Origin of the sequence: Enterococcus sp. DIV1315a (assembly GCF_051712325.1) — a bacterium.
GTDB lineage: Bacteria > Bacillota > Bacilli > Lactobacillales > Enterococcaceae > Enterococcus > Enterococcus faecalis.
This window is the reverse complement of record NZ_JBIOOS010000001.1, coordinates 1933014-1957927: the sequence shown is the minus strand read 5'-3', so window position 1 is coordinate 1957927 and position 24914 is coordinate 1933014. Positions and strand designations below refer to the sequence as shown.

The window sequence follows — 24914 nt, the reverse complement described above, 5'->3', positions numbered from 1 at the left end:
TACCCTAAAAATAATAGAAAATGAAAGATAAAAGAAGAGGTCAAAATGAATAAAAAAATTGAAAGTCTTGGTAATACAGCATTAAGTTTACTAAGTAATACGATTATTGTTGTGCCTTATTTACTTTACATTCAATTGAGTGATGGACACAACCTTCTAACAATTTTACCATTTGTCTTATTTTATACATTGCGTATGACAGGCATTTTTCTAGTTCGAGGAATTAATTTGTCTTTAACTAGTCTAGGTCTACTAAAGATTTCTCTATTGTTAGGCTTGGCAGGCTCCTTAATTGGGATCGCCGGCGCTTATTCTTTCCCACTTTATAGTATTTCAGGAATGTTATTAGGACTTAGTGGGGCGTTGTTGCCACCAAGTAATCAAACAATTCGCTTTTTCTTGAAAGAAGAAGGTCAAAAAATCAGTCATAGTAATCTTTTAACGACAGTCTTATTGACCGCTGTTTTATTTGGCGCTTTATTTTTTAAAGCGACTGAGATTGGACTGGCGTTATTGGTGTACGCGCTCTATTTTCTGGTTGCTTTAGTAGCAATCAAGAGCTATCCTGTTTCATTAAACGAGCTAGAAGAAGAATCAGCAGAAGTTTCACGAAAAGAATTAATTCTGTTTGTTATCTTTTTTGTGTTATTACTTTTATTAAGAAGTGGTCGCTTATTAACGAATGCGGTGGAATTTGATTATGCGATTGTTGGCGCCTGCTGTTTCTTTGTGGTGGCTGTCCTTTTCGTTAGTCATTATGGCAAACGCGGTGCGTATAAAGTATCATTAGAAATGAATCTTGCGACCTTGATTAACGGGATTGTCGGGAACTATTTATTTTTATTTGGTTCCATTTATGTTGCAGGGGTTTACGGCAGAGCTCATATGGGCATCTATCTCTATTTACCTTATGTTTTAGGGATGATTTTTGCAATGATTGTAGCTAGTAAAACGAAACAATGGTCAAACAACATACCAATGATTGGTCTGGCGGGAAGTTTGGGAATATTACTTCTTACCTCGTGGACTATTTTAGGCCTGTTTCTCTTGAGTTTTTTCAAAAGCACATTGAATAGCTTTTTAGCTAGGCGATATTATCAAGAGACAGATTTGCCAAAAGATAGCCGCATCCTTATCAAATATACAACACAAACAAAAGGGAGTTTATTCCATCAATTTATTTTGATGGCGCTTATGTTAGTCACTGTAGTAGGCAAAGGTGGCACGACACAATTTTTATTAGAATTGACTGGCGGCAAAGGTATTTCAACGCAAACAAGTCAATTTTTAACTTTCATTAAAAATAGTAACTCGCTCTTAGTGTTATTGTTTATTGCAGTTTATTTCGTGGTCGTTTTTCGTCAAAAGAAACGATAATTTACAAATATTAATAAAAAAATACTTGGAAAAACAGTGATTGTGGCTGATTTTCCAAGTATTTTTTTATGGAAAGCTGTTTTTTTTTTTCGAAGATTCAAAAAAAATTAATCAATTGTTTCATTTTTAACAAGCTATTATTAGGTTATATGAATTTTATTGAAAGGGGATTAGTATGAAGAAAAAAACTTTTTCTTTTGTGATGTTGAGTATACTTCTCGCACAAAATTTCGGGTTTGCCGTAAATGCCTATGCTGTAACAACGACAGAAGCACAAACAGAGACCACTGATACAGCAAAAAAAGAGGCAGAGTTATCGAGCACAACACCAGCTTTACCTTTAGCAACAACGAATACTTCAGAAATGAATCAACCAACTGCAACAACTGAATCGCAAACCACAGAGGCGAGCACAACAGCTTCCAGTGATGCTGCTACACCATCTGAACAACAAACAACGGAGGAAAAGGATACCTCGCTTAATGAAAAAGCCCTACCAGATGTTCAAGCGCCAATTACAGATGAACTACTTGACAGTATGAGTCTTGCGCCGATTGGTGGAACAGAATACAGCCAAACAGAGGTTCACCGCGAATTAAATACAACACCGGTAACCGCTACGTTCCAATTTGCTGTTGGAAACACAGGTTATGCACCTGGATCAGTTTATGCAGTTCAATTACCAGAACATTTAGGTTATTCAACTGTTAGCGGAGATGTGACAGGCATTGGCGCAACTTGGGCAGTCGATGCGGCAACCAAAACATTAAGTATTACGTTTAATCAACGAGTTTCAGATACTTCCTTTAAAGTAGAACTAAAAAGTTATCTAACAACAGAGGCGGAACCATTAATCAAAATTGAAACTCCAGGAAAAAATAAAAAAACCTACTCGTTTGATTTATATGAACAAGTGGAACCAATTCAATATAACGAACGAACCAGAACGACGGGGTTAGATGGCGAAATTTTTTATAATTTAGACCGGACGTTAACTGGCAATCAAACATTAGAATTATTAACAACAGAGACGCCAGGCGCTGTCTTTGGAAAACAAGATAACTTGGAACCTCAAGTTTTCAGTTACGATGTCGACATTAATGGTCAAATTTTACCAGAAACGCAAACCTTGTTAACACCTGGCAAAGATTATACATTAAGCGATAATTCACTCGGGCGGATTGCTGTAACTGTTCCAAACATGAATCAACAAAAAGCCTATTCCTTATCGATTAATCGGACAATTTATTTAGAGAGTGCTTCGGACTATAACTACTTATATTCGCAGCAGTATCCAACCACAAAAATTGGGTCAATTTCTTTGAAAAGTACGACAGGAACTAAACAAACAACCGATTTTACTGCTAAGACGAGTCAAACAAGTAAAGTAATTGCTGATCGTGAAATGCGTAGTATGTCCTATATCAGTTTTCAAAGCAAAGGGAAATATTATGTAACAATTTATGGCACGTTAACAGAAACAAAAGTGGGTCAACAAATCGTATTAGAAAGTACAAATGGTCAAGAAATTAAGAATCCTAAATTTACGGCGTATGGTCCTTTATATGAAAATGTAAAATTGGAAGACTATTTTGATATTAAAACTGAAGGTGGCAAGCTCACTTTAACGGCCACAAAAGATAGCTATTTAAGAATAAATATTTCTGATTTAACAATGGATTTTGACAAGAAAGATATCAATCTATCATTAAGTACACCTGTAATTGGTCCCAATAAAGCCATTCAATTAGTATCTGATCAATATATTGAACCAATTAGTGTTGTTAATCCTTTGAATGCTGAAACTGCTTGGGGTAATTATGATCAAAATGGTGCCTATTCATCAAGAACAACTGTCTCAGTTATGGGAAGCAAAGAGACACCGATTCAAAATTTAGAAATTAAAGTAAAGCATCCTAACTATCTTTCATTACGAGCTACAAAAGAAATTTATTTTTATTACAAGTTAGGAACGGATTATACAGTAACGCCAACGTCAGATGGCTCAGTTATTAAGTTCACTACGCCAATAACCAATGAAATCCAAATTCCAATAGGTTTTAATTATGTGCCAGATAGTTTGCCAAAAGATAAAAGTATCCCAGTCGATACGATACCGATAACAATGAGTGCTGAAGGTTTAACTCCAGTTGACACGACAGTAACTACTAATAGTAAGCGTGGTTCTGAACGAACACTTCAAAGTAGTAAAAATCAATTCCTTGTCAATGCACGAAATGATTCTTTTGACTCACTAAGCGTCCGTACAAAAATTCCAGCTGGCGCCGATGTTCTTTTTGACATTTATGATGTTTCAAACGATCAGGTAGATTCAATTTATCCACAATACTGGGACCGCGGTCAATACTTTGATAAACCAATGACACCAAACAGCCCTGGATATCCAACGATTACTTTTGACGAAAATACCAATAGTTACACGTTTGATTTTGGAAAAACCAACAAACGTTACATTATTGAGTATAAAAACGCCAATGGCTGGATCGACGTGCCAACTCTTTATATAACAGGGACAGCGAAAGAACCACAATCGAATAATAATGAAATGTCTGCTTCGGTTTCTGTTCAAAATGAAGCGTTAGACATTTTGAGTGCAACACAAGCGGCGAATCCAACATTAAAAAATGTAACAAAAACAACAGTAACAACAAAAAATATTGATAATAAAACACATCGTGTGAAAAATCCAACGATTGAATTAACACCAAAAGGCACAACCAATGCTCAAATCGATTTGAATTCTATTACCGTGAAAGGCATGCCAGAAGATGCTTATTCATTAGAGAAGACTACAAACGGTGCGAAAATTATTTTTAAAGACTATACATTGACAGAAAACATTACGATTGAATACAATACTGTCTCTGCAAACGCTGGCCAAATCTATACAGAAACAACAATCGACTCTGAAACATTGGACCAGATGTCTGCTAACAAGAAAAAAGTCACCACTGCACCAATCACATTGAAATTCTCAGAAGGCGATGCGGAAGGTATTGTTTATTTAGCAACTGCCACATTCTATACGCATAACATAGAGGATGAAAACCAAGCAATTGCGAAGGTTTCTTTTGAACTAATTGATAATGTCACGCATACAGCAACCGAATTTACAACAGATGAAAAAGGTCAATACTCCTTTGATGCCATCATGACAGGTGATTATACTTTGCGAGTAACGAATGTACCGCAGGAATATTCCGTGGATGAAGAGTATTTGACAGGCAAAGCCATTAAGCTGGTCAAAGGAGACAACCAACTAAAAATTCCATTAACGAAAACAATTGATCACAGTCGCTTACAAGTCAAAGATTCAACGATTTATGTCGGCGATTCATGGGAACCAGAAGAGAACTTTGTTTCAGCGACAGATAAAACAGGTCAAGACGTTCCCTTCGAAAAAATCACTGTTTCAGGTCAAGTTGATAACACCAAAGCAGGCGTTTATCCAATCGTATACAGTTACGAAGGTAAAGAAGAAACAGCCCATGTGACCGTCAAACCCGACCAATCTAAGTTAGAGGTCAAAGATACAACGATTTATGTTGGTGATTCGTGGAAACCAGAAGATAATTTCGTTTCAGCGACAGACAAAACAGGTCAAGACGTTCCGTTTGAAAAAATTGATGTTCAGGGAACAGTGAATGTTGATAAAATAGGCGATTATGAAATTGTCTATAAAAATGGCAAAAAAGAAGCGAAAGCAATCGTTCATGTCCGTGATGACAGTCAGTTAGAGGTTAAAGATACAACGATTTATGTTGGTGATTCGTGGAAACCAGAAGATAATTTCGTTTCAGCAACAGACAAAACAGGCCAAGACGTTCCGTTTGAAAAAATCACTGTTTCAGGTCAAGTTGATACTAGCAAAGCAGGCGTTTATCCAATCGTTTACAGTTACGAAGGTAAAGAAGAAACAGCTAATGTGACTGTCAAACCCGACCAATCTAAGTTAGAGGTTAAAGATACAACGATTTATGTGGGCGATAAATGGGAACCAGAAGATAATTTCGTTTCAGCAACAGACAAAACAGGTCAAGATGTCCCGTTTGAAAAAATTGACGTTCAGGGAACAGTGAATGTTGATAAAATAGGCGATTATGAAATTGTCTATAAAAATGGCACAAAAGAAGCGAAAGCAATCGTTCATGTCCGTGATGACAGTCAGTTAGAGGTCAAAGATACAACAATTTATGTGGGTGATAAATGGGAAGCAGAAGATAACTTCGTTTCCGCGACAGACAAAACAGGTCAAGACGTTCCGTTTGAAAAAATTGATGTTCAGGGAACAGTGAATGTTGATAAAATAGGCGATTATGAAATTGTCTATAAAAATGGCACAAAAGAAGCGAAAGCAATCGTTCATGTTCGTGATGACAGTCGTTTACAGGTCAAAGATACAACAATTTATGTGGGTGATAAATGGGAAGCAGAAGATAACTTCGTTTCAGCAACAGATAAAACAGGTCAAGATGTCCCATTCGAAAAAATCACTGTTTCAGGTCAAGTTGATACTAGCAAAGCAGGCGTTTATCCAATCGTATACAGTTACGAAGGTAAAGAAGAAACAGCCCATGTGACCGTCAAACCCGACCAATCTAAGTTAGAGGTTAAAGATACAACGATTTATGTTGGTGATTCGTGGAAACCAGAAGATAATTTCGTTTCAGCGACAGATCGTGATGGTCATGCTATATCCTTTGATAAGGTTCAAGTAAAAGGGGAAGTTGATACAAAGAAAACAGGAGAGTACCAGATTTCCTATACCACTGAGCCAGTTAATGAAACCAAACCAGCTGTGCAGTCACGACTTTTCTCAATGTTTTCAAACGAAACACCTCGTCAATTAACGACAGTAGCAACTGTTCATGTGATTGATCGTAATCCTACACCGCTACCAGATAAAAATGAGAACAACCAGACTAGTTCTTCAACGAATCAAACCACGATAAAAAGTAGTCAGTATGTCACACACATTGTGAAACCTGACAAGCAAGGACGTTATCCCAAAACGGGAGAACAAACTAATGGTCTATATCGTGTGCTAGGACTTGTTGTATTACTTATTGTGATTATTAGTGGTATAGTCATCAAGAAGAAACGAAAATAATTAAATGAGCGTGGGGCAAAAGTTTAAAGTAACTTTTGTTCCACGCTTAAAAGATGAATAAGTGCATGAATGAGGGTAGCTGTTTCCTTGGAAAATAGGAAGTTTTACAAGTGACTTTTATTTTAAGAACACCTATTAGCAGGTTTTTCTGTTAAGATAGTTATTTTTATGAAATAGTTTGGAGGAATAATAAACGAGATGAACCAGCGAACTATTTATTATGGTAGTATCGGCACAGCCTTATTTCTTTCTTCAGGAATGTTGATTGCTTCAGTGAATAGCTATGCAAACGAAGCGACAACACCAGGCAAATACACCGTGACTTATGAAGTGGATGGCAAAATTGAAACAGCAACCATTACGGTCAAAGAAAATCAAACGGAACTTAAATTAAAAGACACGTTTTTAGGAGTTAATCAAGCATGGTCACCATTAGACAATGTCGTTTTTCTAAAAGATAAAGAGGGTCGCCCTTTAAATTTAGAAAATGTAATTATAGAAAATAATGTAAATACTCAAAAAGTAGGCCTTTATTTTGTAACCTTCCGTTACGAGTCATACCTTTCTATTGCGAAGGTGTATGTCAACCCTACTAATTTTGCTGCAGAGGGGAATATGCTTGCAGAGCTTCCTTATAGTCAAGCAATGATTGGCCCAGAAAGATCAATTATTGCCTCGAGACAGGACAAGGAGCAACAAACAAAACAGGAGAAAAAGAAAAATAAAATTGAACAGGAACGAGTAAATAAAAAGGTGCTGTTAAATGATGAGTTGTTGAAAAAAATAGATACGATAGCCCCAGTGGAAATTACTGGAGGAGCGGCAAGTGGGTCCTCTCAATTTGGCACCACTTTAAGCTTCCTGTCAGGCTCACTTTTGTATGGAACAAGGAGAGTTTAAATGGAATTCTTGTTATTAGATGATCGGGAAAATTTAAAATTAGCGATTATTAGAAAGTTAGAGCAACAATATTCATTTTCTGAACGAAAAGATCGTTTATGTAAGCAATTAGCTATTTCTCCTTATTTGCTAGAACGGAACATAACAGAAATCAATGCAGATTTGCAACGCTTTGGTCTGATTAATGAGATGGAAATCAGTGAAAAAAATAATGAAATTTTGTTATCTCAAAGCCTTCGTATTTCTTCAAGTATTATTGAAGAATATTATTTAAAAGACTCGTTAGAATTTAATCTATTAAAAACGATTTTCTTTCATCAGTTTACCTCAATCAAAAAATACGGTGAAAAGCACGGGATGAGTCGAACGGTTGTATATAAAATTGTTGACCATATCCGGAAAGAATTAGGTCAATACGGTATTAAGTTATCCAAAAATTTACAACTTAGCGGCAATGAAATGGCGATTAGACAATATTTTACTATGCTTTATTACCGAATTTACAAAGATTCTGAAGAATTATATAATCAAACAGATCTTCGCGCAGTGAACCAATTATTGGCTCAATTGAAAGGCTCTTATGAAAATATCACTAATTTTCATTTATTTAAACATTATGTATTGGTGGCGTTAGAACGAACGCAAAGAAAAGCTAATTATTTTTTATCCCAAGAAGAAAATCCATTCGCTTTTGATGAAGAAAGTTCGATTTATCAAGAAATTCAAAGTTGGATCAACGAAGTGATGAAGGCGACTCATGCAGAGAAAAACGCAGAAATTCAAGGAATTATCGGCAATTTATCGGTCTATCAAAGTGAACTTATTTCGGAACATTTGCTGAGTTCTCACAATGAGGCAATTACGGCTACGAAAACATTATTCTTTTCTTATATGCCGTTTACAATTTCGGACGAAGAATTTTATCAAGAAATTGTTCCGATTATTTATCAACATCGTTTTATTACGCCGTTCATCGATATCACCTTACGAATTATGGATTTAGAATTTTTTCAGGAACGCTACCCAATTGTTTTTAATAGCTGTCGTCAGTTTTTATTTGCGTTGGATTGCTCGGCGTTTGAGTTTAGTAAGCTTTCTTTATTTTTTGATTTGCTATTAGTGTTATCCCGTCTTTATGACCAAAGGAATGAAAAAAGCACGATCAATCTTTATGTGAATTTTACGCAAGGAGAAAAATATACTCAGTTTATCAAAGAACAAATCAAAATATTCGAATCTTTCAGCATTCACTTTCATTCAGCGATTCGACCAGATACTGATTTAGTAGTTTCGGATTATTTACCAAAAACGTTATTTTCAGTAAAATGTTTAATTTGGCTAGCGCCCCCGCGAGCCAGTGACTGGCAAAATTTTGGCAACGAAATTGTCCGAATTAATAAAGAGCTACAACAAACAAAACAAAGAAAAAGCGAATAACAGACGAGGGCGGGACAGAATTGTTTAGCTTCGAGGACCAAGTTGTACGCTGATTTTATCTGTTCGTATTTTACAGAGAAATATCGAAGCGTGTAGTGTTGATGCTATTCCCGCCGTTTATCAGGTTTTGAGTGTGGAACAAAAATCCAAAGGGATTTTTGTTCCACACTCGTTTTTTACGAGTAAGAATTGAGAATCAAAAAAAATATCGATATAATTAAAAATAGATGAGTTTTTATTTCCGATAATTCTCATTTAAAAAAGAAAAAGGAGTGTATTTTTATGGAAAAATTTTTAAAAATTAGTCTCGTCTCAGTCATATTATTGTTGATTCTAACTAGTTGTGTCATTGTGAGGATGTGAGAAAATGAAAAAAAATATCTGGTTATCTGTACTGGCATTATTAATTTTGACTGGTTGTAAAATTAACATTAATAGTCCACAATCTGCCAGAGATGATAATTACGGTGAGACAACCCAGGCAAGTACTAGTATTAATGAAGTAGATGATAAGCTAGCTGGAACAATGTTTTCAAAAAAAGGAAGCGGTGATGATGTATTTACAAACTTAGCTTTTAAAAAGGGGCCAGTTATAGCAAATATTACTTTCAAAGGAACGGAAAAAATAGTTGTTCGGATCGTGGACAGTGATGGACAAGAAATTGCAAAGTTAATTGATACGCAAGGAAATTACATTGGAAAAACAATGGCTCAAATTCCTAAAGACGCAGATACGTATATTTTAGAAATTAAAGCAGAAGGAAGTTGGTCCATTCAATTTTCAGAAGCAAATACGAAAGCCAATCAATAGCTATTTTGGAAAGAAAGCAATCTATACCTATCTGAAGTGGAAGAAACGTAATTTTTGTAGAAAAATTAAGCATGAATAAATGGCGATCGAAAAGAAAAATTTTTATTGAATTCTCTAAAGTTTTTCTCAAATATAGTAGAATTCCTTTCTTTTCTTCTGTGAGAAAGATATAATAAAAAACGTATGAACAAAGGAAAAGGGATGACGAATGAATAGAAAAGAGAAAACAAATTTAGATAGTCGAATTGATTACGGCGTGATATTACCAGTTTTTCTTTTATCACTAATTGGTATGCTATCGCTTTACGTAGCGCTTTACAATGATCCAAGCAAACCTAAAATTGGTAGCTTGTTAATGAAACAAGGACTGTGGTATTTAGTCGGAGGATTAAGTATTGTCATTATTATGCATTTTAGCTCAAAATTACTCTGGCGGTTAACGCCCGTTTTTTATGCACTTGGATTAGTATTAATGGGATTACTACTGAAATTCTATGACCCCGTACTAGCAGAGCAAACAGGTTCTAAAAACTGGATTCGCTTTGGTGGCACCACATTCCAACCATCGGAATTGATGAAGATTGCGTTTATTTTGATGTTGGCCTATATAGTGACCATGCATAATGTTAAATATGTGGACCGAACACTCAAAAGCGACTTTTGGCTAATCGCTAAAATGCTATTAGTGGCGATTCCGGTAATTGTTTTAGTACTTTTACAAAAAGACTTCGGGACGATGTTAGTTTTCTTAGCCATTTTTGGGGGAGTTTTCTTAATGTCTGGCATTACTTGGAAAATTATTGTGCCCGCCTTTATCATAGCTGCTCTAGTCGGAGCTGGAACCATCTACTTGGTAACAACAGAAACAGGAAGAGACTTATTGTCTAAAATTGGCATTAAAGCTTATCAATTTGATCGGATTGATTTATGGCTAAATCCTTTCCATACAGATCCAGATCGCTCATTCCAACCAGCGTTAGCATTAACAGCAATTGGTTCTGGGGGCCTTTTCGGAAAAGGCTTTAACGTGAGTGATGTGTATGTCCCTGTTCGTGAGTCAGATATGATTTTTACAGTTGTTGGTGAAAACTTTGGCTTTATTGGTGGCTGTTTCATTATTTTGTTGTATTTTATTTTAATCTACCGCATGATTCGCGTTTGTTTTGATACAAATAATGAATTCTATGCCTACATTGCCACAGGAATTATCATGATGATTTTGTTCCATGTTTTTGAAAACATTGGAGCGAATATTGGTTTACTACCATTAACTGGGATTCCATTACCGTTTATTAGTCAAGGTGGTTCTTCCATTTTAGGTAACATGATTGGGGTGGGCTTAATTATGTCCATGCGTTACCAACAAGAAACGGTTCGTACCAGAAGTGGTCGTTAAAGAAAGAAGAAAGAAGGGGTAGAAATGTACACACTTTATGAATATCCTAAATGCTCAACTTGTAAAAAAGCGAAAACGTGGTTAGATCAACAAGGCGTTAAATACCAAGCAATTGATATTAAAGCGACACCGCCTAGTAGTGAACAATTAGCAAAATGGATGAAAGAAACCGGCTTGCCTGTTCGTCGTTTTTTTAACACAAGTGGGGTTTTATATAGAGAACAAGGTTTAAAAGATCTTGTTGACAGTTTTTCTATTGAAGAAGCAAGTCAGCGTTTAGCTGCGGATGGCATGTTGATTAAGCGTCCAATTCTCTTAAAAGACAATACATTTCTAACCAATGGTTTTAAAGAAGCAGATTACGAAGGAGTGCTTGGAAAATGAGTGAAATGAAACAAATCGATCAATTATGGATCTTACCAACAGAAGCAGGTTATAAAATTGGTTTAACCGCCGAAGCCCAAGAGGATTTAGGGAAGATTACTTTTGCAACATTTCCCAAAGTCGGACAAACATTAGCTAAAGGTGACTCTTTAATTGAATTAGAAGCAGAAAAAGCAGTCAGTGAATTCAGTAGTCCATTATCTGGTAAAGTAGTCGCGATTAATGAAGCGGCTGATCAAGAGCCAAGTGCGTTAGATGAAGAAAATGCCTGGATTGCTGTTTTAGCAGATGTTGAACCAACAGAATTTGAAAATCTTTAGTCTTACGTTGACAAGGCCAATGTTTATTGCTATAATTTTCTCAATCTAATCAAAAGAAAGCTTTGAAAAGAAGAGTACATGTTAAGGACGTTTGAAGAGAGCCCTGTTTGCTGAGAATGGGTAACAGATTTAAGATGGAAGATGGTCTTTGAGCAGAGTAAGTGAGCGAAGCAGTGAACTTACTACGGGGCGCCCGTTACAGCCAACGGTATGCGAAGAATCAAGTACCGTATGAGGTTATTATTGAGAAATAATAGCGAATTAAGGTGGTATCACGAAATGACAAACTTTCGTCCTTTTTGCTGTAATAGCAAAAGGATGGAAGTTTTTTTGTTTTTATTAAGCAAATTCGTTTCATAAAAAGTGCGAAACCTTCAAAATAAGAAAGTAGAACAGAAAGAAGAGGAGAACAAAATGGCATTAATTGAATTACGTCATGTAAAAAAAGAGTTTTCCGGTAAAGCGGGTAAAGTCACGGCTTTAAAAGATATTGATTTAACGGTTGAATCAGGTGATATTTATGGCATTATTGGCTATTCAGGTGCAGGAAAAAGTACGTTGGTTCGCCTATTGAATGGACTTGAAACACCTACAGAAGGTGAAGTAGAAATTCAAGGACAAGATATTGCATTGTTGCCAAATAAAGAACTACGAAACTTCCGTAAAAAAATTGGGATGATCTTTCAACATTTTAATTTATTATGGTCACGGACGGTCCTAGAAAATATCATGCTCCCATTGGAAATTGCTGGCGTTCCAAAACAAAATCGGAAAAGCCGCGCAGAAGAGTTAATCAAGTTGGTTGGTTTAGAAGGACGGGAAACCGCCTACCCAAGTCAACTCTCTGGTGGGCAAAAGCAACGAGTGGGGATTGCCCGTGCCTTAGCTAACAATCCTGATATTTTGCTTTGTGATGAAGCAACGAGTGCTTTGGATCCGCAGACAACCGATGAAGTGCTAGAATTACTACTAAAAATCAACCAAGAATTAAATTTAACGGTTGTATTAATTACCCATGAAATGCACGTGATTCGTAAAATCTGTAATCGCGTAGCCGTGATGGAATATGGTGAAATTGTTGAAGAAGGTAAAGTAATCGATATTTTCAAAAAGCCTCAAACAGAAATTGCGAAACGCTTTATCCAACAAGAAGCGGATAAAAACATTGAAGAAACGGAACTGGTTGTTGAAGAAATGTTGGAACAATATCCGAATGGAAAAATTGTTCGCCTACTTTTCCACGGCGAACAAGCGAAATTGCCAATTATCTCGCATATTGTCCAAGAATATCAAGTAGAAGTCAGTATTATTCAAGGGAACATTCAGCAAACAAAGCAGGGTGCAGTGGGTTCTCTTTATATTCAATTATTAGGCGAAGAGCAAAATATTCTAGCAGCCATTGAAGGATTACGTAAACTTCGTGTAGAAACAGAGGTGATTGGAAATGAATAATCGTGGCTTAGCAAGTTTCTTTGATTTTTCCCAAATTGATATAAGTAAACTACAAGAAAAAACGATTGAAACACTTTATATGACAGGGATTTCAATCATAGTGGTCGCCATTTTAGGGTTGATTTTAGGACTACTACTTTTTGAAACGTCAGGCAGAAAAGGGATTTTGAGCCGATTACTGTATTGGCTAGTGGCCATTTTTGTAAATATTTTCCGTTCGATTCCGTTTATTATCTTAATCGTTCTGTTAATTCCTTTTACAAAAATTATTTTAGGGAGTATGTCTGGTGTCAAAGGTTCCTTACCAGCATTGATTATTTCCGCAGCACCTTTTTATGCTCGCATGGTCGAAATTGCTTTTCGTGAAGTCGATAAAGGCGTGATTGAAGCAGCCAAAGCAATGGGGGCCAATCGTTTCCAAATAATTTGGAAAGTTCTATTACCAGAAAGTCTGCCAGCGCTTGTTTCTGGCTTAACCGTTACAACCATTTCCTTAGTGGGCTATACTGCAATGGCAGCTGCTATTGGAGCGGGCGGTTTAGGAAGTTTGGCGTATCAAGATGGCTTCCAACGTGGTCAAAATACAGTTACCTTAGTAGCAACGATTTGTATCTTAATTATTGTCTTTGCGATTCAATGGATTGGGGATACAGTCGCTAAAAAAATAGATAAACGATAAATGGAGGGAATAAGATGAAAAAACGTACATTATGGTCAGTAATTACTGTAGCAGTAGCTGTCTTAATTTTAGGGGCTTGCGGCAATAAAAAGAGTGATGACTCGGTCTTGAAAGTTGGAGCTTCACCGGTTCCGCATGCAGAGATTTTAGAACATGTAAAACCTTTATTAGAAAAAGAAGGCGTAAAACTAGAAGTGACGACTTATACAGATTACGTGCTACCTAACAAGGCGTTGGAAAGTGGCGATATCGATGCCAACTATTTCCAACATGTGCCGTTCTTTAATGAAGCGGTTAAAGAAAATGATTATGACTTTGTGAATGCAGGTGCGATTCATTTAGAACCAGTTGGGCTTTACTCGAAAAAATACAAATCGTTACAAGAAATTCCTGATGGTTCAACGATTTACGTTAGCTCTTCCGTTTCAGATTGGCCACGTGTTTTAACGATTTTAGAAGATGCTGGTTTAATCACGCTGAAAGAAGGGGTAGACCGGACAACTGCTACTTTCGATGATATTGATAAAAATACTAAAAAGTTGAAATTCAATCATGAAAGTGATCCAGCAATCATGACCACTCTTTATGACAATGAAGAAGGGGCTGCGGTTTTAATTAACTCAAACTTTGCCGTGGATCAAGGATTAAATCCGAAAAAAGATGCGATTGCCTTAGAAAAAGAAAGTTCACCTTATGCCAATATTATTGCGGTTCGTAAAGAAGACGAAAACAACGAAAATGTAAAAAAATTAGTCAAAGTGTTACGTAGCAAAGAAGTCCAAGATTGGATTACGAAAAAATGGAACGGCGCTATTGTTCCAGTCAATGAATAAAGAGAAAAAGACAATAGAATAAAAACTTGAGGTCGGGACAGGCGTGTTAAGCTTCAAGAAATAAGAAGAAAGTTCTGAAAGATGCTTTTTGTCTCTCAAGGACGTTCAGCTTATTTCCGAAGAAGCTGCTCCTGTCCCGTTGTTTATCTAAAATTTTAGGGCTAGGCAGATACATCATGTTGATTTACTTGCCAAGTCTAAGTTTTTTTCTTTTAAAAAAGGACCATAAATGATAAAGTTACAAGGAATTTCTTAATTATCAGGAAAATTCAGGGACTATGCATAGGCATTTGCATTAGTTATTGTTATAATAATTAAGATAGATTTTTTGGAATGGAGGGAAAAAGATGTTACGTTTTTTTCCGCAAAAAAATAAATATGTAGAAGAAGCAAGCCAGTATGCCTTTGATAAAGAAGGCCAAATTCCGCAGCACATTGCCATTATTATGGACGGAAATGGACGGTGGGCACAGAATCGAAGACTGCCGAGAATTGCTGGACATAAAGAAGGCATGGATACGGTTAAAAAAATAACGAAGCATGCTAGTCATTTAGGCGTTAAAGTTTTAACACTTTATGCATTTTCAACGGAAAATTGGAAGAGACCAACAGATGAAGTCAATTTCTTAATGCAATTGCCTGTTGATTTTTTTGATACATTCGTGCCTGAATTAATTAAGGAAAATGTTAAAGTCAATGTAATGGGCTACCAAGAGTTTCTACCAAGCCATACGCAAGATGCTGTTAAGCGGGCCATTGAGCAAACCAAGGACAATACGGGCATGGTTTTGAACTTTGCTTTAAATTATGGGGCGCGTGCGGAGCTACTAACTGCCATGAAACAGATTGCTGCAGAGGTTTCAGAAAAAACATATACGGCAGATGAGATTACAGAAGAAACGATCGCAGATCACTTAATGACTGGCTTTTTACCCACGGAACTTCGTGATCCAGAATTGTTGATTCGAACAAGTGGGGAAGAGAGAATTAGTAATTTCTTGCTATGGCAAATTGCTTATAGCGAGTTGTTTTTTACAAAAGCATTATGGCCTGATTTTTCAGGGGACACTTTAGAAACCGCGATTGCTTCTTTCCAAAATCGTAATCGTCGTTTTGGAGGTCTAAAAGAAACTACAGAAACAGAAGGGAGCGATCCGCAGTGAGACAACGTGTCATCACAGCTATCGTCGCATTAATCATCTTTATTCCAATTATCTGGTATGGTGGTTTTGCAATTGAGATTGCCGCTGTTGCTTTGGCAGTAGTCGGCGTGTACGAGTTATTCCGTATGAAAGGATTAACGTTATTAAGTTTTGAAGGTGTTTTATCAGCATTAGGGGCCGTTTTTTTAGTTATCCCGACAATTAAATGGTTAAACTTTTTGCCGGAAATGCAAACAAATTTCATTTTATTTTATGTCACTGTAATGTTGTTGTTAGGTGCTTCGGTAATTTCTAAAAATACATATACGATTGAAGAAGCTGGCTTTCCAGTTATTGTCAGTTTATATGTAGGGATGGGGTTCCAGAACTTTATTAGTGCCCGTTCCGCAGGTTTTGAAGTCTTGTTATTTGCTTTATTCATTGTCTGGGCAACGGATATTGGTGCATATCTATTTGGACGCCGATTTGGTCGTCATAAATTGATGCCAGATGTTTCACCCAACAAGACAATAGAAGGTGCACTTGGTGGTATTTTATCAGCCGTGGTTGTAGCAGCGTTGTTTTTAGTTTTCACAGCTAATAAAGGGCTATTTCCTTATCCAATGCCGGTGATGCTCGTATTGACGGTTCTATTTTCTATAGTAGGGCAATTCGGTGATTTGGTTGAATCTTCTATCAAACGTCATTATGGCGTGAAAGACTCTGGTAACATCTTGCCAGGACATGGTGGTATTTTAGATCGTTTTGATAGTTTATTATTTGTTTTCCCAATTATGCACTTATGTGGATTATTTTAAATTGATTAACAAAATTTAAAAAAGTATCGTCAAATAAGCAAAAATCCAGAAGAGTCTCTCTTCTGGATTTTTGCTGTTTATAGGGTTAGTTTAGGTAACTTGTGAGTTATTTAATTTCTAAGAGTAATTGTATAAAGGCGACTAAAGTTTCTAAAAATTAAATAGGTGATCGGATGTTAAATATCTGAACATTTAGAGGGAAATTCGATTGTTAAAAATTAAATTATAACAATCGAATAACACTGGAATGTTTATTTCAATAAAGCCATTGACGTTTAGCATAGATAAATTTATACTTAAAAGAAGAAAAGCAAAATAATGTATTTTATAAGCTTGTTCAATCGTGGTGAGAGTTATTCATAAATTTAAACAAGTAAAGAGAAGATAATTTATAGATTTGTGAACGCGTTCTTCATACAAGGTTATAGATTAGGATTATATTTTTGATAATCTAATGTAAAGGATTAATTCAATGAAAAAATTTTTAGAGAATAGTATGCACCGAGCCGTAAAAGCTTGTTTTTTCTTTTTAGGTAAACTACCTAAAAAGAAGTTATTTATTTTTGAAAGTTTTCATGGAAGACAGTATAGTGATAATCCACGTGCAATTTTTGAGTACATAAGAGATAACTGTCCTGAATATCAATGTATTTGGGCAGTCAAAAAAGGATATGAGATGCCTTTTGTGGAAGAGAATGTTCCTTTCGTCAAACGATTAAGTTGGAGATGGCTATGGTTGATGCCAAGAGCTCAGTATTGGGTTTTTAACACGCGGATGCCAGCTTGGATGTATAAGAATCAAACAACAATCTATATACAGACGTGGCATGGGACCCCTCTAAAGAAACTGGGCTTAGATATTGAAATAGTCAAAATGCCAGAGCATGAAACAGAGAGCTATAAACTAGAAGTCCTTCAAGAAGCAAATCGTTGGGATTATCTCATCTCACCTAATGCATATAGTACGAGAGTATTTCGACAGGCCTTTCATTATGGAGGGGAAATATTAGAAGTAGGATATCCGCGAAATGATTTGTTAGTTTGTGAAAATAAGGACAAAATAGCTTTTTCTGTTCGCAATCAGTTAGGCCTTTCAGCCAATCAAAAAATTATTCTTTATGCCCCCACGTGGCGTGATGATGAGTCTATTCGAAAAGGAGCCTATCGTTTTACCAATCATTTGCCAGTTGAACAACTTTTAGCAATTGATTCTTCTGTTGTTATACTTACACGACTACATTATTTAATTGCAGAAAGTTTTGATATAAGTGCATTTGGTTCACGTGTAATCGATGTTTCTTCTTATCCAGATATCAATCAACTTTATTTAATCGCTGACTTATTAATTACAGATTATTCATCGGTTATGTTTGATTTTGCATTAACAAAAAAACCGATGCTATTTTTTATGTATGATAAGGAAAAGTATCAAAATAGTACAAGGGGATTCTATTTTGATCCAACAGCAATTTTGCCTGGAAAAATTGTGACAGACACGGATAGCCTAGTAACGTCTGTAAAAAACGTATTGTTTTCTAAAACGGAACAGGAACAACGTTTATATATGCAGTTTTTTCGTGAATTTTGCCTTGAAAATCAGGATGCCACTAGACAGCTGATTTCAGAAATTTTAAAGAGATAAAAAGCCGGAGGGTGTAGGTTGGAAAATCAAAAAGAAGTCCAAAAAGAATATGAAGAGTATCAATATATGTTAGATACTGAAACGTGGAAAAAGGAGTTAAGTCAATTTAAGCTGTCCTCTTCAGAAAAAATATCAAAAAATCCTAAAGTCTCAATCATTATTGCTAATTACAATAATGCACCATATCTTAAAAAGATGATGGATTCTCTTGTTCAACAAACCATTGGGATCGAGCAATTGCAAGTGATGTTTATTGATGATTGTTCCACAGATCATTCGTTAAAAGTAATAGAGCCATATCTTGAAAGATATCCAAATATTGAAATTTATCAGCTACTTGAAAACACTGGAGGTGCTCACGGCCCAAGAAACGTAGGGATTGTAAATGCACGTGGTGAGTATAGTGTCTTCTTAGATGCAGATGATTGGTATGATTTAAATGCATTGAAATATTTATCAGACCTACTAGATGACTCTCACGATGATTTTGCTGTTTCTGGTCTAATACAGAGTACGGATGGCCATTTAATGTTAAAAAGTAAGCCATATTATGTGGATGGGTCATTTAAAAATCGGTCTATCCAAGAATTGCCAGCTGAATTTTATGGTTGGTTAGGACCGCAAGCTATCATGTTAAGAACTTCACTGATACACAATAATAATTTACACTTTGTTAATCAACGGGTGGCTGATGATGTGCTGTTCTTTTATGAAGCCATGCGATTTTCAAAAACCATTACACAAGGGGAAAGGTTAACGACTTATTTAAATCGAGATGCAGATAATGAAAGTTTAAGCAAATCAATTAATCGGACATTTATGCTTTCTTGGTTGCGTGCGTTAAGTTATATCAATCAACAGTTTCCAGATGATTTGTCTAAAGAACGGATGCTAGCACGCCGTTTAGAATGGCTAATTTATGACTTTTGTATTCGGAGGGATACTGGGTATCCATTCAGTAAAAAGCGATTACAAGACTTTAAAGTACAGATGGATCAGTATTTAGGTGATGAATTGAGTTTTGATCCTAGTCCGTATTTTAGAAGTGATGTGCGCCAAATCATTTGGACATTTTTACAAACTAACGATATTGATGGTTTGTATTGGTTTATTCAATGTCAGTCCATTCGTTGGGTGTTAGTCAATCGCTTTGGTTATGTTTCAAAAACAGAGAGAAGTTATTATTATCCAAGATTATTGAAACGATTCCCAGCAGTTCGCATGAATGCTTATGCAGAAGCAACGCAACGTGAAGGCAATATGCTTTCTTTAAATGTGTATACACACCAAAAAATTACAGGATTTGAAATAAAAGAGCTGAAAAATCCTTTTGAAACAAGACAGAGGCTGGCGTTTAAAAAAATTAGTGAAACTAGTTATCAGGTAGAGTTGCCAGAAAAATTTTCAAATAAAGAAAGTAGATTTACGATAGTTTTTGATAATTATTTAGAAATTGGGGTTAAAGATTTTAGTAAGTTTTTTGCTTAAATTTTGTCCGTTTAAATCAGGATATTTTGAGTATACAACTATAAATGATAAGTGAGGGAAATTTGTTTTATGGAAAATGTGAAAGTGTCAGTCATTGTACCCGTCTATAACGTAGAAACCTATTTAGAAGAGGCATTAATGAGTTTGAAAAACCAAACATTGAAAGAAATTGAATTCTTAATTATTAATGATGGCTCTACTGATAATAGTCAAAAAATTATTGAAGAAATTGCACAAGATGATCCACGTTTTCGCGTTTTCAATGTTAAAAATGGGGGAATTGGAAAAGCCTTTAACTTGGGTGTTTCAGAAGCAAAAGGTGAGTATATTGCTGAATTTGAAAGTGACGATTATGTAGCATTGCATGCCTATGAGCGTTTATACAATACGGCTAAAAGTCACCATGCAGATGTTGTCCGTTGTAATTGGGTTGAATTTTCTTCTGAAGAAGAGGTTGAGCGAGATATATTATGGCAATATCCCGATAAATACAATCAATTGATTGACTTAAAAACGACGGATTTAATTGTACAAGTTTATCCATGGAATGCCATTTATAAAAAAAGTATGATTGAGAAAGAAAACGTAACTTGGGATGAGGAAATTAAAAGTTATGGGGACACTGGTCTATTTTGGAAAATCAATTCAGCATCTCAGAATGTTATTTTTATTAAAGATTGTTTGTATTTTTATAGACAAGACAACCCAAATTCGACAGTAAATAATGTGGCAACAAAGGTTCCTTTCTTGTTTCAACAATTTAAACTAATTCGTTCAAACTTAATTGAACAAAATAAATTTGAACGCTACAAAGGTTATTTTTATAAACAAATGTTCGAAAAATACTTTTGGGCGATTGAAAAATTAACCCATTTACGTGACGAGTCGGTTTATGAAGTGATTCAAAAGGTGGCAGTAGATTTTAGACAAGCTTTAGAAATAGACCAGCTGAATGATATCGATTTTGAATACATCAAACAATTTTATCAAATTGCAAATGATTCAGCAGCTTATTATGAGGACTACTTGAAAAATCTGTATAAAGTTAGTGTTGTCATGCCGATTCACAATGCTTCAAAATATTTAAGACAAACATTAGAAACTGTTTGTGAGCAGTCTTTACGTGAGATTGAAATCATTTTAGTAGAGAATGGCTCTACAGATAATACCATGGATATTATTAACGAATTTGCAGTAAAAGATCCGAGAATTACGGGGATTTCTATTGGCAAAAGTAATCCTGGACACGCAAGAAATGTGGGCATTTCGATGGCACGAGGCCGGTATTTACAATTTTTAGATGCAGATGATCATTTTGAAGTGAATTTATTACAAGACGCTTATTATCGTGCATATGATAGTGCAACAGATATTCTTTTATTTGGTATGAAAGAAAAATTACCAAATGGAGAAGTGCACGTTGTTCACAATCCATTACTAACTAATGGCGGACGTATGTCTGGTGAAGAAATTTCATTGGATGAAGTAACCCCTTATTTATATGATAAATTATTTTTATTAGAATACATCAAAGAAAATAACTTGGTAAACTTAGAACAATTTGTTGGCGAGGATGCTTATTTCACTTATACAGCATTATTAGGTACCGAAAAAATTGTTGCACTAAACAAATATTTGCTGACTCGAATTGTTAGACAAGATGGCTTGATGTCTACGTATGGAATGAATTATCGTGATGAGTTCAATTTACATGACAAAATGTTGGAGTACTTAAAACAACATGCTCCAAATCGAATTGAAGCATATCGGTTAAAAATTATTAATACATTAAACTGGTTTATTTTTGACATGAATCGTGTTGATCAAGCATTTAAAGAACGTTTCTATCAAGAATTAAAAGAGAAATACATCCAACAGCTAGGGCTAGACTTAGTGAAAAAAGAAAAATATTCTAATGATCCAGAACAAGTAGAGCGTATCACACGAATCCAAAATATTTTACAATACAATCTAGAAATATATCAAAATATTTATAAAGATTTTGGGATGAAAAAAACCTTCATTATTCCGAATGTTCATATTCAAGAGCGTGGAGGTAAAGTAATTTTTGGACAAGAGAAGACCCAGGGGAATGGGACGGCAATTGAAATGTTTTCAATTATTATTGCAGATAATGATACAAGCAATGCCAGCGGAGTGATTGATTTCGTTTATATGGGTGACAATACAAAAATAATTCATGATAGTTTATTAGTATCTTTATTAATTAAAAAAGAAGGTACTACTTTAAAATCGATTGTTTTACAAGCCGAGTGGGAAAAAGGCTATACCTTACTACAAGAAAATATGTATTATACTTTCGTAGACAATGTTTTTACAATTTGGGCGGGCTATACTCAAAAATATGCAGCATTTGATTACAATGTTCGAATTTTGACTTCTCGAGAAGGGGAAACACATTTTAGTGTCGTTCGACAAAACCAAGGCTATATCCAAGATACAATGACAAGTATTGGTAACGAATTAACACCTATCAATAAAATTGAAGGAAATGAACCTACAACAATTAAAAAAGCTGTATCAAAAAGTCTTAAAAAAGCAAAAGGGTTGTTGAAATAACATGTAAAAAAGATTCTTAAACATGAACGAATAATAAGTAATTAACAGAGAAAGTAGGAGCGGAAAAATGAAAAAAGCAGCAATTATGGGCTGGTGGTATAACCAAAATTATGGATCAATCTTAACATACTATGCTCTAAACAAATATGTACAGAATAAAGGGTACGAGACGGTAATGATTGATGGACCACTAGGTTATAAAAACAGAAGTAACTTTCGAGCATGGATGCCTTTAGCGTATAATTTTTTTAAGAAAAATAATATGCCCTATACTGAGCAATTAACAAAAGAAACGTTACCGACATTGAACGATTTAGAAAATCTAGATACCTTTATTTTAGGCTCTGATCAAATGTGGAATCCGTGGAATGGTTGGGTAGACGACGATGATTTCTTAGATTTTGTTTATCCTCGTAATAAAACAATTGCTTATTCTGTTTCATTAGGAAAAGCAGATACAAGTAAATATGATCCCAAATGGGTTGCAAACCGCAAAAAAGATATTACACAGTTTAATCATGTTTCTATGAGAGAAGATTTTTCTGTACAAATTATGAAAGATATTTTTCAAGAAGAAGTTATTCAGGCTTTGGATCCAACCTATCTTGTTGAAAGAAGTGAATATGATTCTTTAGCTGATCAAGCTACGTTTAAACGACAAGAATCAGGAGATTATATGGCTGTCTTTTTCTTGGATATTAACAAGGAAAAAGTTCGTGTAGCACTAGCGATCGCAGAAAAATTGGGACTGAAATTAGTGGTCTTGCCTAATCCTTTAAAAGGACGTGAACTAGCGAAAAAAACGTTTCCTAATACAGTAGAATATGTTTCTGAAGATACACCAGAAAATTTCTTATCTGTTTATCGAGAAGCAAAATATATTATTACTGATTCGTTTCATGGCACTGTTTTTGCGACTATTTTCCAAAAACCGTTTTCAATTTTCTATAATGAACAACGTGGAATTGACCGCTTTAATAGCTTGATGAACCTGTTTGAGCTTGGCGAAACTAGACGTGTCTATGAGCAAAACACAAAACAAGAAATTGAAGAAAATAAAAATATTAGTTTAGCACTTGACTATCAAAAGACCGCTGGAAAGATTGCTAGAGAAAAAGAGATTTCAGATAAGTGGTTAACCGATGCGTTGACAAGTAAATTTAGCCCAGATGAAGACGAAGTATATGATGAATTTAGACGATATATTATCAATAAACCTTTGGATTTTTATCGAGCTAAAACAACTGTTCCGATTTCCGCAGCAATTGTTTTATCGCCAAATGGTACGATAAAAAATTCCAATCCTAATGAAAGCTTTTGGAAGCTAACAGATAAAGAATTAATTTTTATGAATAATCATCGTGAAGTCACTACAAGATTTAATCGTGAAAAATTTAAGGGAAAGGAAACGTTCAGTCCTTTTAGAATCGTCGGTAAATATGTGAAAGATGAAAAAATCGAACATGTTATGTATTTGCATCCGATACAAAAACCTAAGACTAAACCGAAACAAGGCACAGAAAAGAAAGCATTAGCAATTCCAGAGAATCTTTTAACAAGAAAACAATTAATCATGAAAATTGTACAAAATGAGAGAATTCGTTCGTGGAAACAAGATCTTTTAGAAGAACTACCAGATTTGGAATTATTTGTAGGTCGTGAATTAAAAGAATATGCTTCAAATTTCGTTGGTGGTCCAGCAGACCTTTTAATTTTTCCAAAAAGGATAGAAGAAGTTGCTTTAATTGTAAAATATGCTAAAAATAATCAGATTCCTTTAACTGTTATCGGTAAAGGTTCAAATATTTTAGTCCGTGATGGTGGTATCCGTGGGATTACTTTAAATATGACTGCCTTGAATTATCGTAAAATTACGGGGAATGTTTTAACAGTTTCGGCAGGTGCAAGCTTAATTGAAACATCTTATTATCTACTAGAACACTTGAAATGCGGTTTAGAATGGGCAGATAATATTCCAGGAACCATTGGTGGCGCAGTTTATATGAATGCTGGGACAGTTAAGGATATTAATAGTATGTTTCTTGAAGCTACAATCGTAGATGAAAATGGAGAAATTAAAGTTTTAAATAAAGAAGATGTTCAATTTAGTCATCGCTATAGTTCATTTATGGATCATCCTGAGTGGATTATTCTAGAAACTAAATTACAGATTTCAGAAGGTAATTTAGAAAACATGGTAAATGACATGGTAGGAACTGTCGAAATTAGAGAAAGGATGCACCCACTAACACATCCAAATCATGGGTCAACTTTTACTTGGGGACGGGCGCCTCGATTAATTCAACAAGCTGGCTTAGTTGGTACTAGAATTGGCGGAGTAAAAGTATCTGAAAAACATCCAGGTTTCTTTATCAATGTTGAACAAGCCTCTGCTCAAGACTATGAAGCATTAATTTATTTAATTATTGCAAAAGTTTATGAATTTTCTGGATTTTTATTAAAACCAGAAGTGAGAATTTTAGGTGCAAATATGTGGGAAGCAAGTTTAACTTTTAAATAAACG

The 24914-nt window shown here is 35.2% G+C and carries 17 protein-coding genes and 1 other annotated feature; all 17 genes read left to right on the top strand.

From position 1 onward, the window contains the following. The first annotated feature begins 45 nt into the window (after window positions 1-45). A complete protein-coding gene (locus IGJ03_RS09275; RefSeq protein WP_002398015.1) occupies window positions 46-1377 on the top strand; it encodes a hypothetical protein in 1332 nt (443 codons plus the stop codon). Window positions 1378-1552: 175 nt separating this feature from the next. Beyond that, entirely contained in the window at window positions 1553-6508 is a 4956-nt protein-coding gene (gene fss2 / locus IGJ03_RS09270; protein ID WP_375804586.1) for a fibrinogen-binding MSCRAMM adhesin Fss2, read from the top strand. 198 nt (window positions 6509-6706) lie between these two features. Then, window positions 6707-7408: a bacterial Ig-like domain-containing protein gene (locus IGJ03_RS09265; protein ID WP_002379695.1), complete on the top strand. Its 702-nt coding sequence runs from the start codon at window positions 6707-6709 to the stop codon at window positions 7406-7408. Continuing rightward, window positions 7409-8845, top strand: coding sequence for a helix-turn-helix domain-containing protein (locus tag IGJ03_RS09260; RefSeq protein ID WP_002356635.1), 1437 nt, complete (start codon window positions 7409-7411; stop codon window positions 8843-8845). A 367-nt stretch (window positions 8846-9212) separates the two neighbouring features. Continuing rightward, window positions 9213-9656, top strand: coding sequence for a hypothetical protein (locus IGJ03_RS09255; protein ID WP_002381534.1), 444 nt, complete (start codon window positions 9213-9215; stop codon window positions 9654-9656). 208 nt (window positions 9657-9864) lie between these two features. Then, window positions 9865-11052, top strand: coding sequence for an FtsW/RodA/SpoVE family cell cycle protein (locus IGJ03_RS09250; RefSeq protein WP_002367107.1), 1188 nt, complete (start codon window positions 9865-9867; stop codon window positions 11050-11052). 24 nt (window positions 11053-11076) lie between these two features. Continuing rightward, window positions 11077-11436 (top strand): arsenate reductase family protein, encoded by a 360-nt coding sequence (locus IGJ03_RS09245; RefSeq protein WP_002368937.1) that lies wholly within the window; start codon window positions 11077-11079, stop codon window positions 11434-11436. A 5-nt stretch (window positions 11437-11441) separates the two neighbouring features. Then, entirely contained in the window at window positions 11442-11756 is a 315-nt protein-coding gene (locus IGJ03_RS09240) for a glycine cleavage system protein H (protein ID WP_011109554.1), read from the top strand. Window positions 11757-11809: 53 nt separating this feature from the next. Beyond that, window positions 11810-12057, top strand: a binding site (T-box leader). Window positions 12058-12170: 113 nt separating this feature from the next. Beyond that, window positions 12171-13208, top strand: coding sequence for a methionine ABC transporter ATP-binding protein (locus IGJ03_RS09235; protein WP_002356639.1), 1038 nt, complete (start codon window positions 12171-12173; stop codon window positions 13206-13208). Beyond that, a complete protein-coding gene (locus IGJ03_RS09230; RefSeq protein WP_002362617.1) occupies window positions 13201-13887 on the top strand; it encodes a methionine ABC transporter permease in 687 nt (228 codons plus the stop codon). Before IGJ03_RS09235 ends, IGJ03_RS09230 begins: the two co-directional genes overlap by 8 nt. Window positions 13888-13901: 14 nt before the next feature. Further along, window positions 13902-14720, top strand: coding sequence for a MetQ/NlpA family ABC transporter substrate-binding protein (locus IGJ03_RS09225; protein ID WP_016616121.1), 819 nt, complete (start codon window positions 13902-13904; stop codon window positions 14718-14720). A gap of 347 nt (window positions 14721-15067) precedes the next feature. Next, window positions 15068-15883: an isoprenyl transferase gene (locus IGJ03_RS09220; protein ID WP_002356646.1), complete on the top strand. Its 816-nt coding sequence runs from the start codon at window positions 15068-15070 to the stop codon at window positions 15881-15883. Further along, complete coding sequence (locus IGJ03_RS09215) at window positions 15880-16680, top strand: phosphatidate cytidylyltransferase (protein WP_002359680.1); 801 nt, start codon at window positions 15880-15882, stop codon at window positions 16678-16680. The genes IGJ03_RS09220 and IGJ03_RS09215 overlap by 4 nt, the downstream gene beginning before the upstream one ends. Before the next feature lie 472 nt (window positions 16681-17152). Next, window positions 17153-18322 (top strand): CDP-glycerol glycerophosphotransferase family protein, encoded by a 1170-nt coding sequence (locus IGJ03_RS09210; protein ID WP_375804587.1) that lies wholly within the window; start codon window positions 17153-17155, stop codon window positions 18320-18322. Between the two features lie 18 nt (window positions 18323-18340). Beyond that, window positions 18341-19810 (top strand): glycosyltransferase family A protein, encoded by a 1470-nt coding sequence (locus IGJ03_RS09205; protein ID WP_375804588.1) that lies wholly within the window; start codon window positions 18341-18343, stop codon window positions 19808-19810. Between the two features lie 69 nt (window positions 19811-19879). Further along, a complete protein-coding gene (locus tag IGJ03_RS09200) occupies window positions 19880-22390 on the top strand; it encodes a glycosyltransferase family 2 protein (protein ID WP_375804589.1) in 2511 nt (836 codons plus the stop codon). 67 nt (window positions 22391-22457) lie between these two features. After that, complete coding sequence (murB, locus tag IGJ03_RS09195; RefSeq protein ID WP_375804590.1) at window positions 22458-24911, top strand: UDP-N-acetylmuramate dehydrogenase; 2454 nt, start codon at window positions 22458-22460, stop codon at window positions 24909-24911. Window positions 24912-24914 lie beyond the last annotated feature (3 nt).

What these genes read in the sequence shown, in the direction of transcription:
- IGJ03_RS09275 (WP_002398015.1), top strand. Translation starts at nt 46, where the DNA reads ATGAATAAAAAAATTGAAAGTCTTGGTAATACAGCATTAAGTTTACTA.
- fss2 (WP_375804586.1), top strand. Translation starts at nt 1,553, where the DNA reads ATGAAGAAAAAAACTTTTTCTTTTGTGATGTTGAGTATACTTCTCGCA.
- IGJ03_RS09265 (WP_002379695.1), top strand. Translation starts at nt 6,707, where the DNA reads ATGAACCAGCGAACTATTTATTATGGTAGTATCGGCACAGCCTTATTT.
- IGJ03_RS09260 (WP_002356635.1), top strand. Translation starts at nt 7,409, where the DNA reads ATGGAATTCTTGTTATTAGATGATCGGGAAAATTTAAAATTAGCGATT.
- IGJ03_RS09255 (WP_002381534.1), top strand. Translation starts at nt 9,213, where the DNA reads ATGAAAAAAAATATCTGGTTATCTGTACTGGCATTATTAATTTTGACT.
- IGJ03_RS09250 (WP_002367107.1), top strand. Translation starts at nt 9,865, where the DNA reads ATGAATAGAAAAGAGAAAACAAATTTAGATAGTCGAATTGATTACGGC.
- IGJ03_RS09245 (WP_002368937.1), top strand. Translation starts at nt 11,077, where the DNA reads ATGTACACACTTTATGAATATCCTAAATGCTCAACTTGTAAAAAAGCG.
- IGJ03_RS09240 (WP_011109554.1), top strand. Translation starts at nt 11,442, where the DNA reads ATGAAACAAATCGATCAATTATGGATCTTACCAACAGAAGCAGGTTAT.
- IGJ03_RS09235 (WP_002356639.1), top strand. Translation starts at nt 12,171, where the DNA reads ATGGCATTAATTGAATTACGTCATGTAAAAAAAGAGTTTTCCGGTAAA.
- IGJ03_RS09230 (WP_002362617.1), top strand. Translation starts at nt 13,201, where the DNA reads ATGAATAATCGTGGCTTAGCAAGTTTCTTTGATTTTTCCCAAATTGAT.
- IGJ03_RS09225 (WP_016616121.1), top strand. Translation starts at nt 13,902, where the DNA reads ATGAAAAAACGTACATTATGGTCAGTAATTACTGTAGCAGTAGCTGTC.
- IGJ03_RS09220 (WP_002356646.1), top strand. Translation starts at nt 15,068, where the DNA reads ATGTTACGTTTTTTTCCGCAAAAAAATAAATATGTAGAAGAAGCAAGC.
- IGJ03_RS09210 (WP_375804587.1), top strand. Translation starts at nt 17,153, where the DNA reads ATGAAAAAATTTTTAGAGAATAGTATGCACCGAGCCGTAAAAGCTTGT.
- IGJ03_RS09200 (WP_375804589.1), top strand. Translation starts at nt 19,880, where the DNA reads ATGGAAAATGTGAAAGTGTCAGTCATTGTACCCGTCTATAACGTAGAA.
- murB (WP_375804590.1), top strand. Translation starts at nt 22,458, where the DNA reads ATGAAAAAAGCAGCAATTATGGGCTGGTGGTATAACCAAAATTATGGA.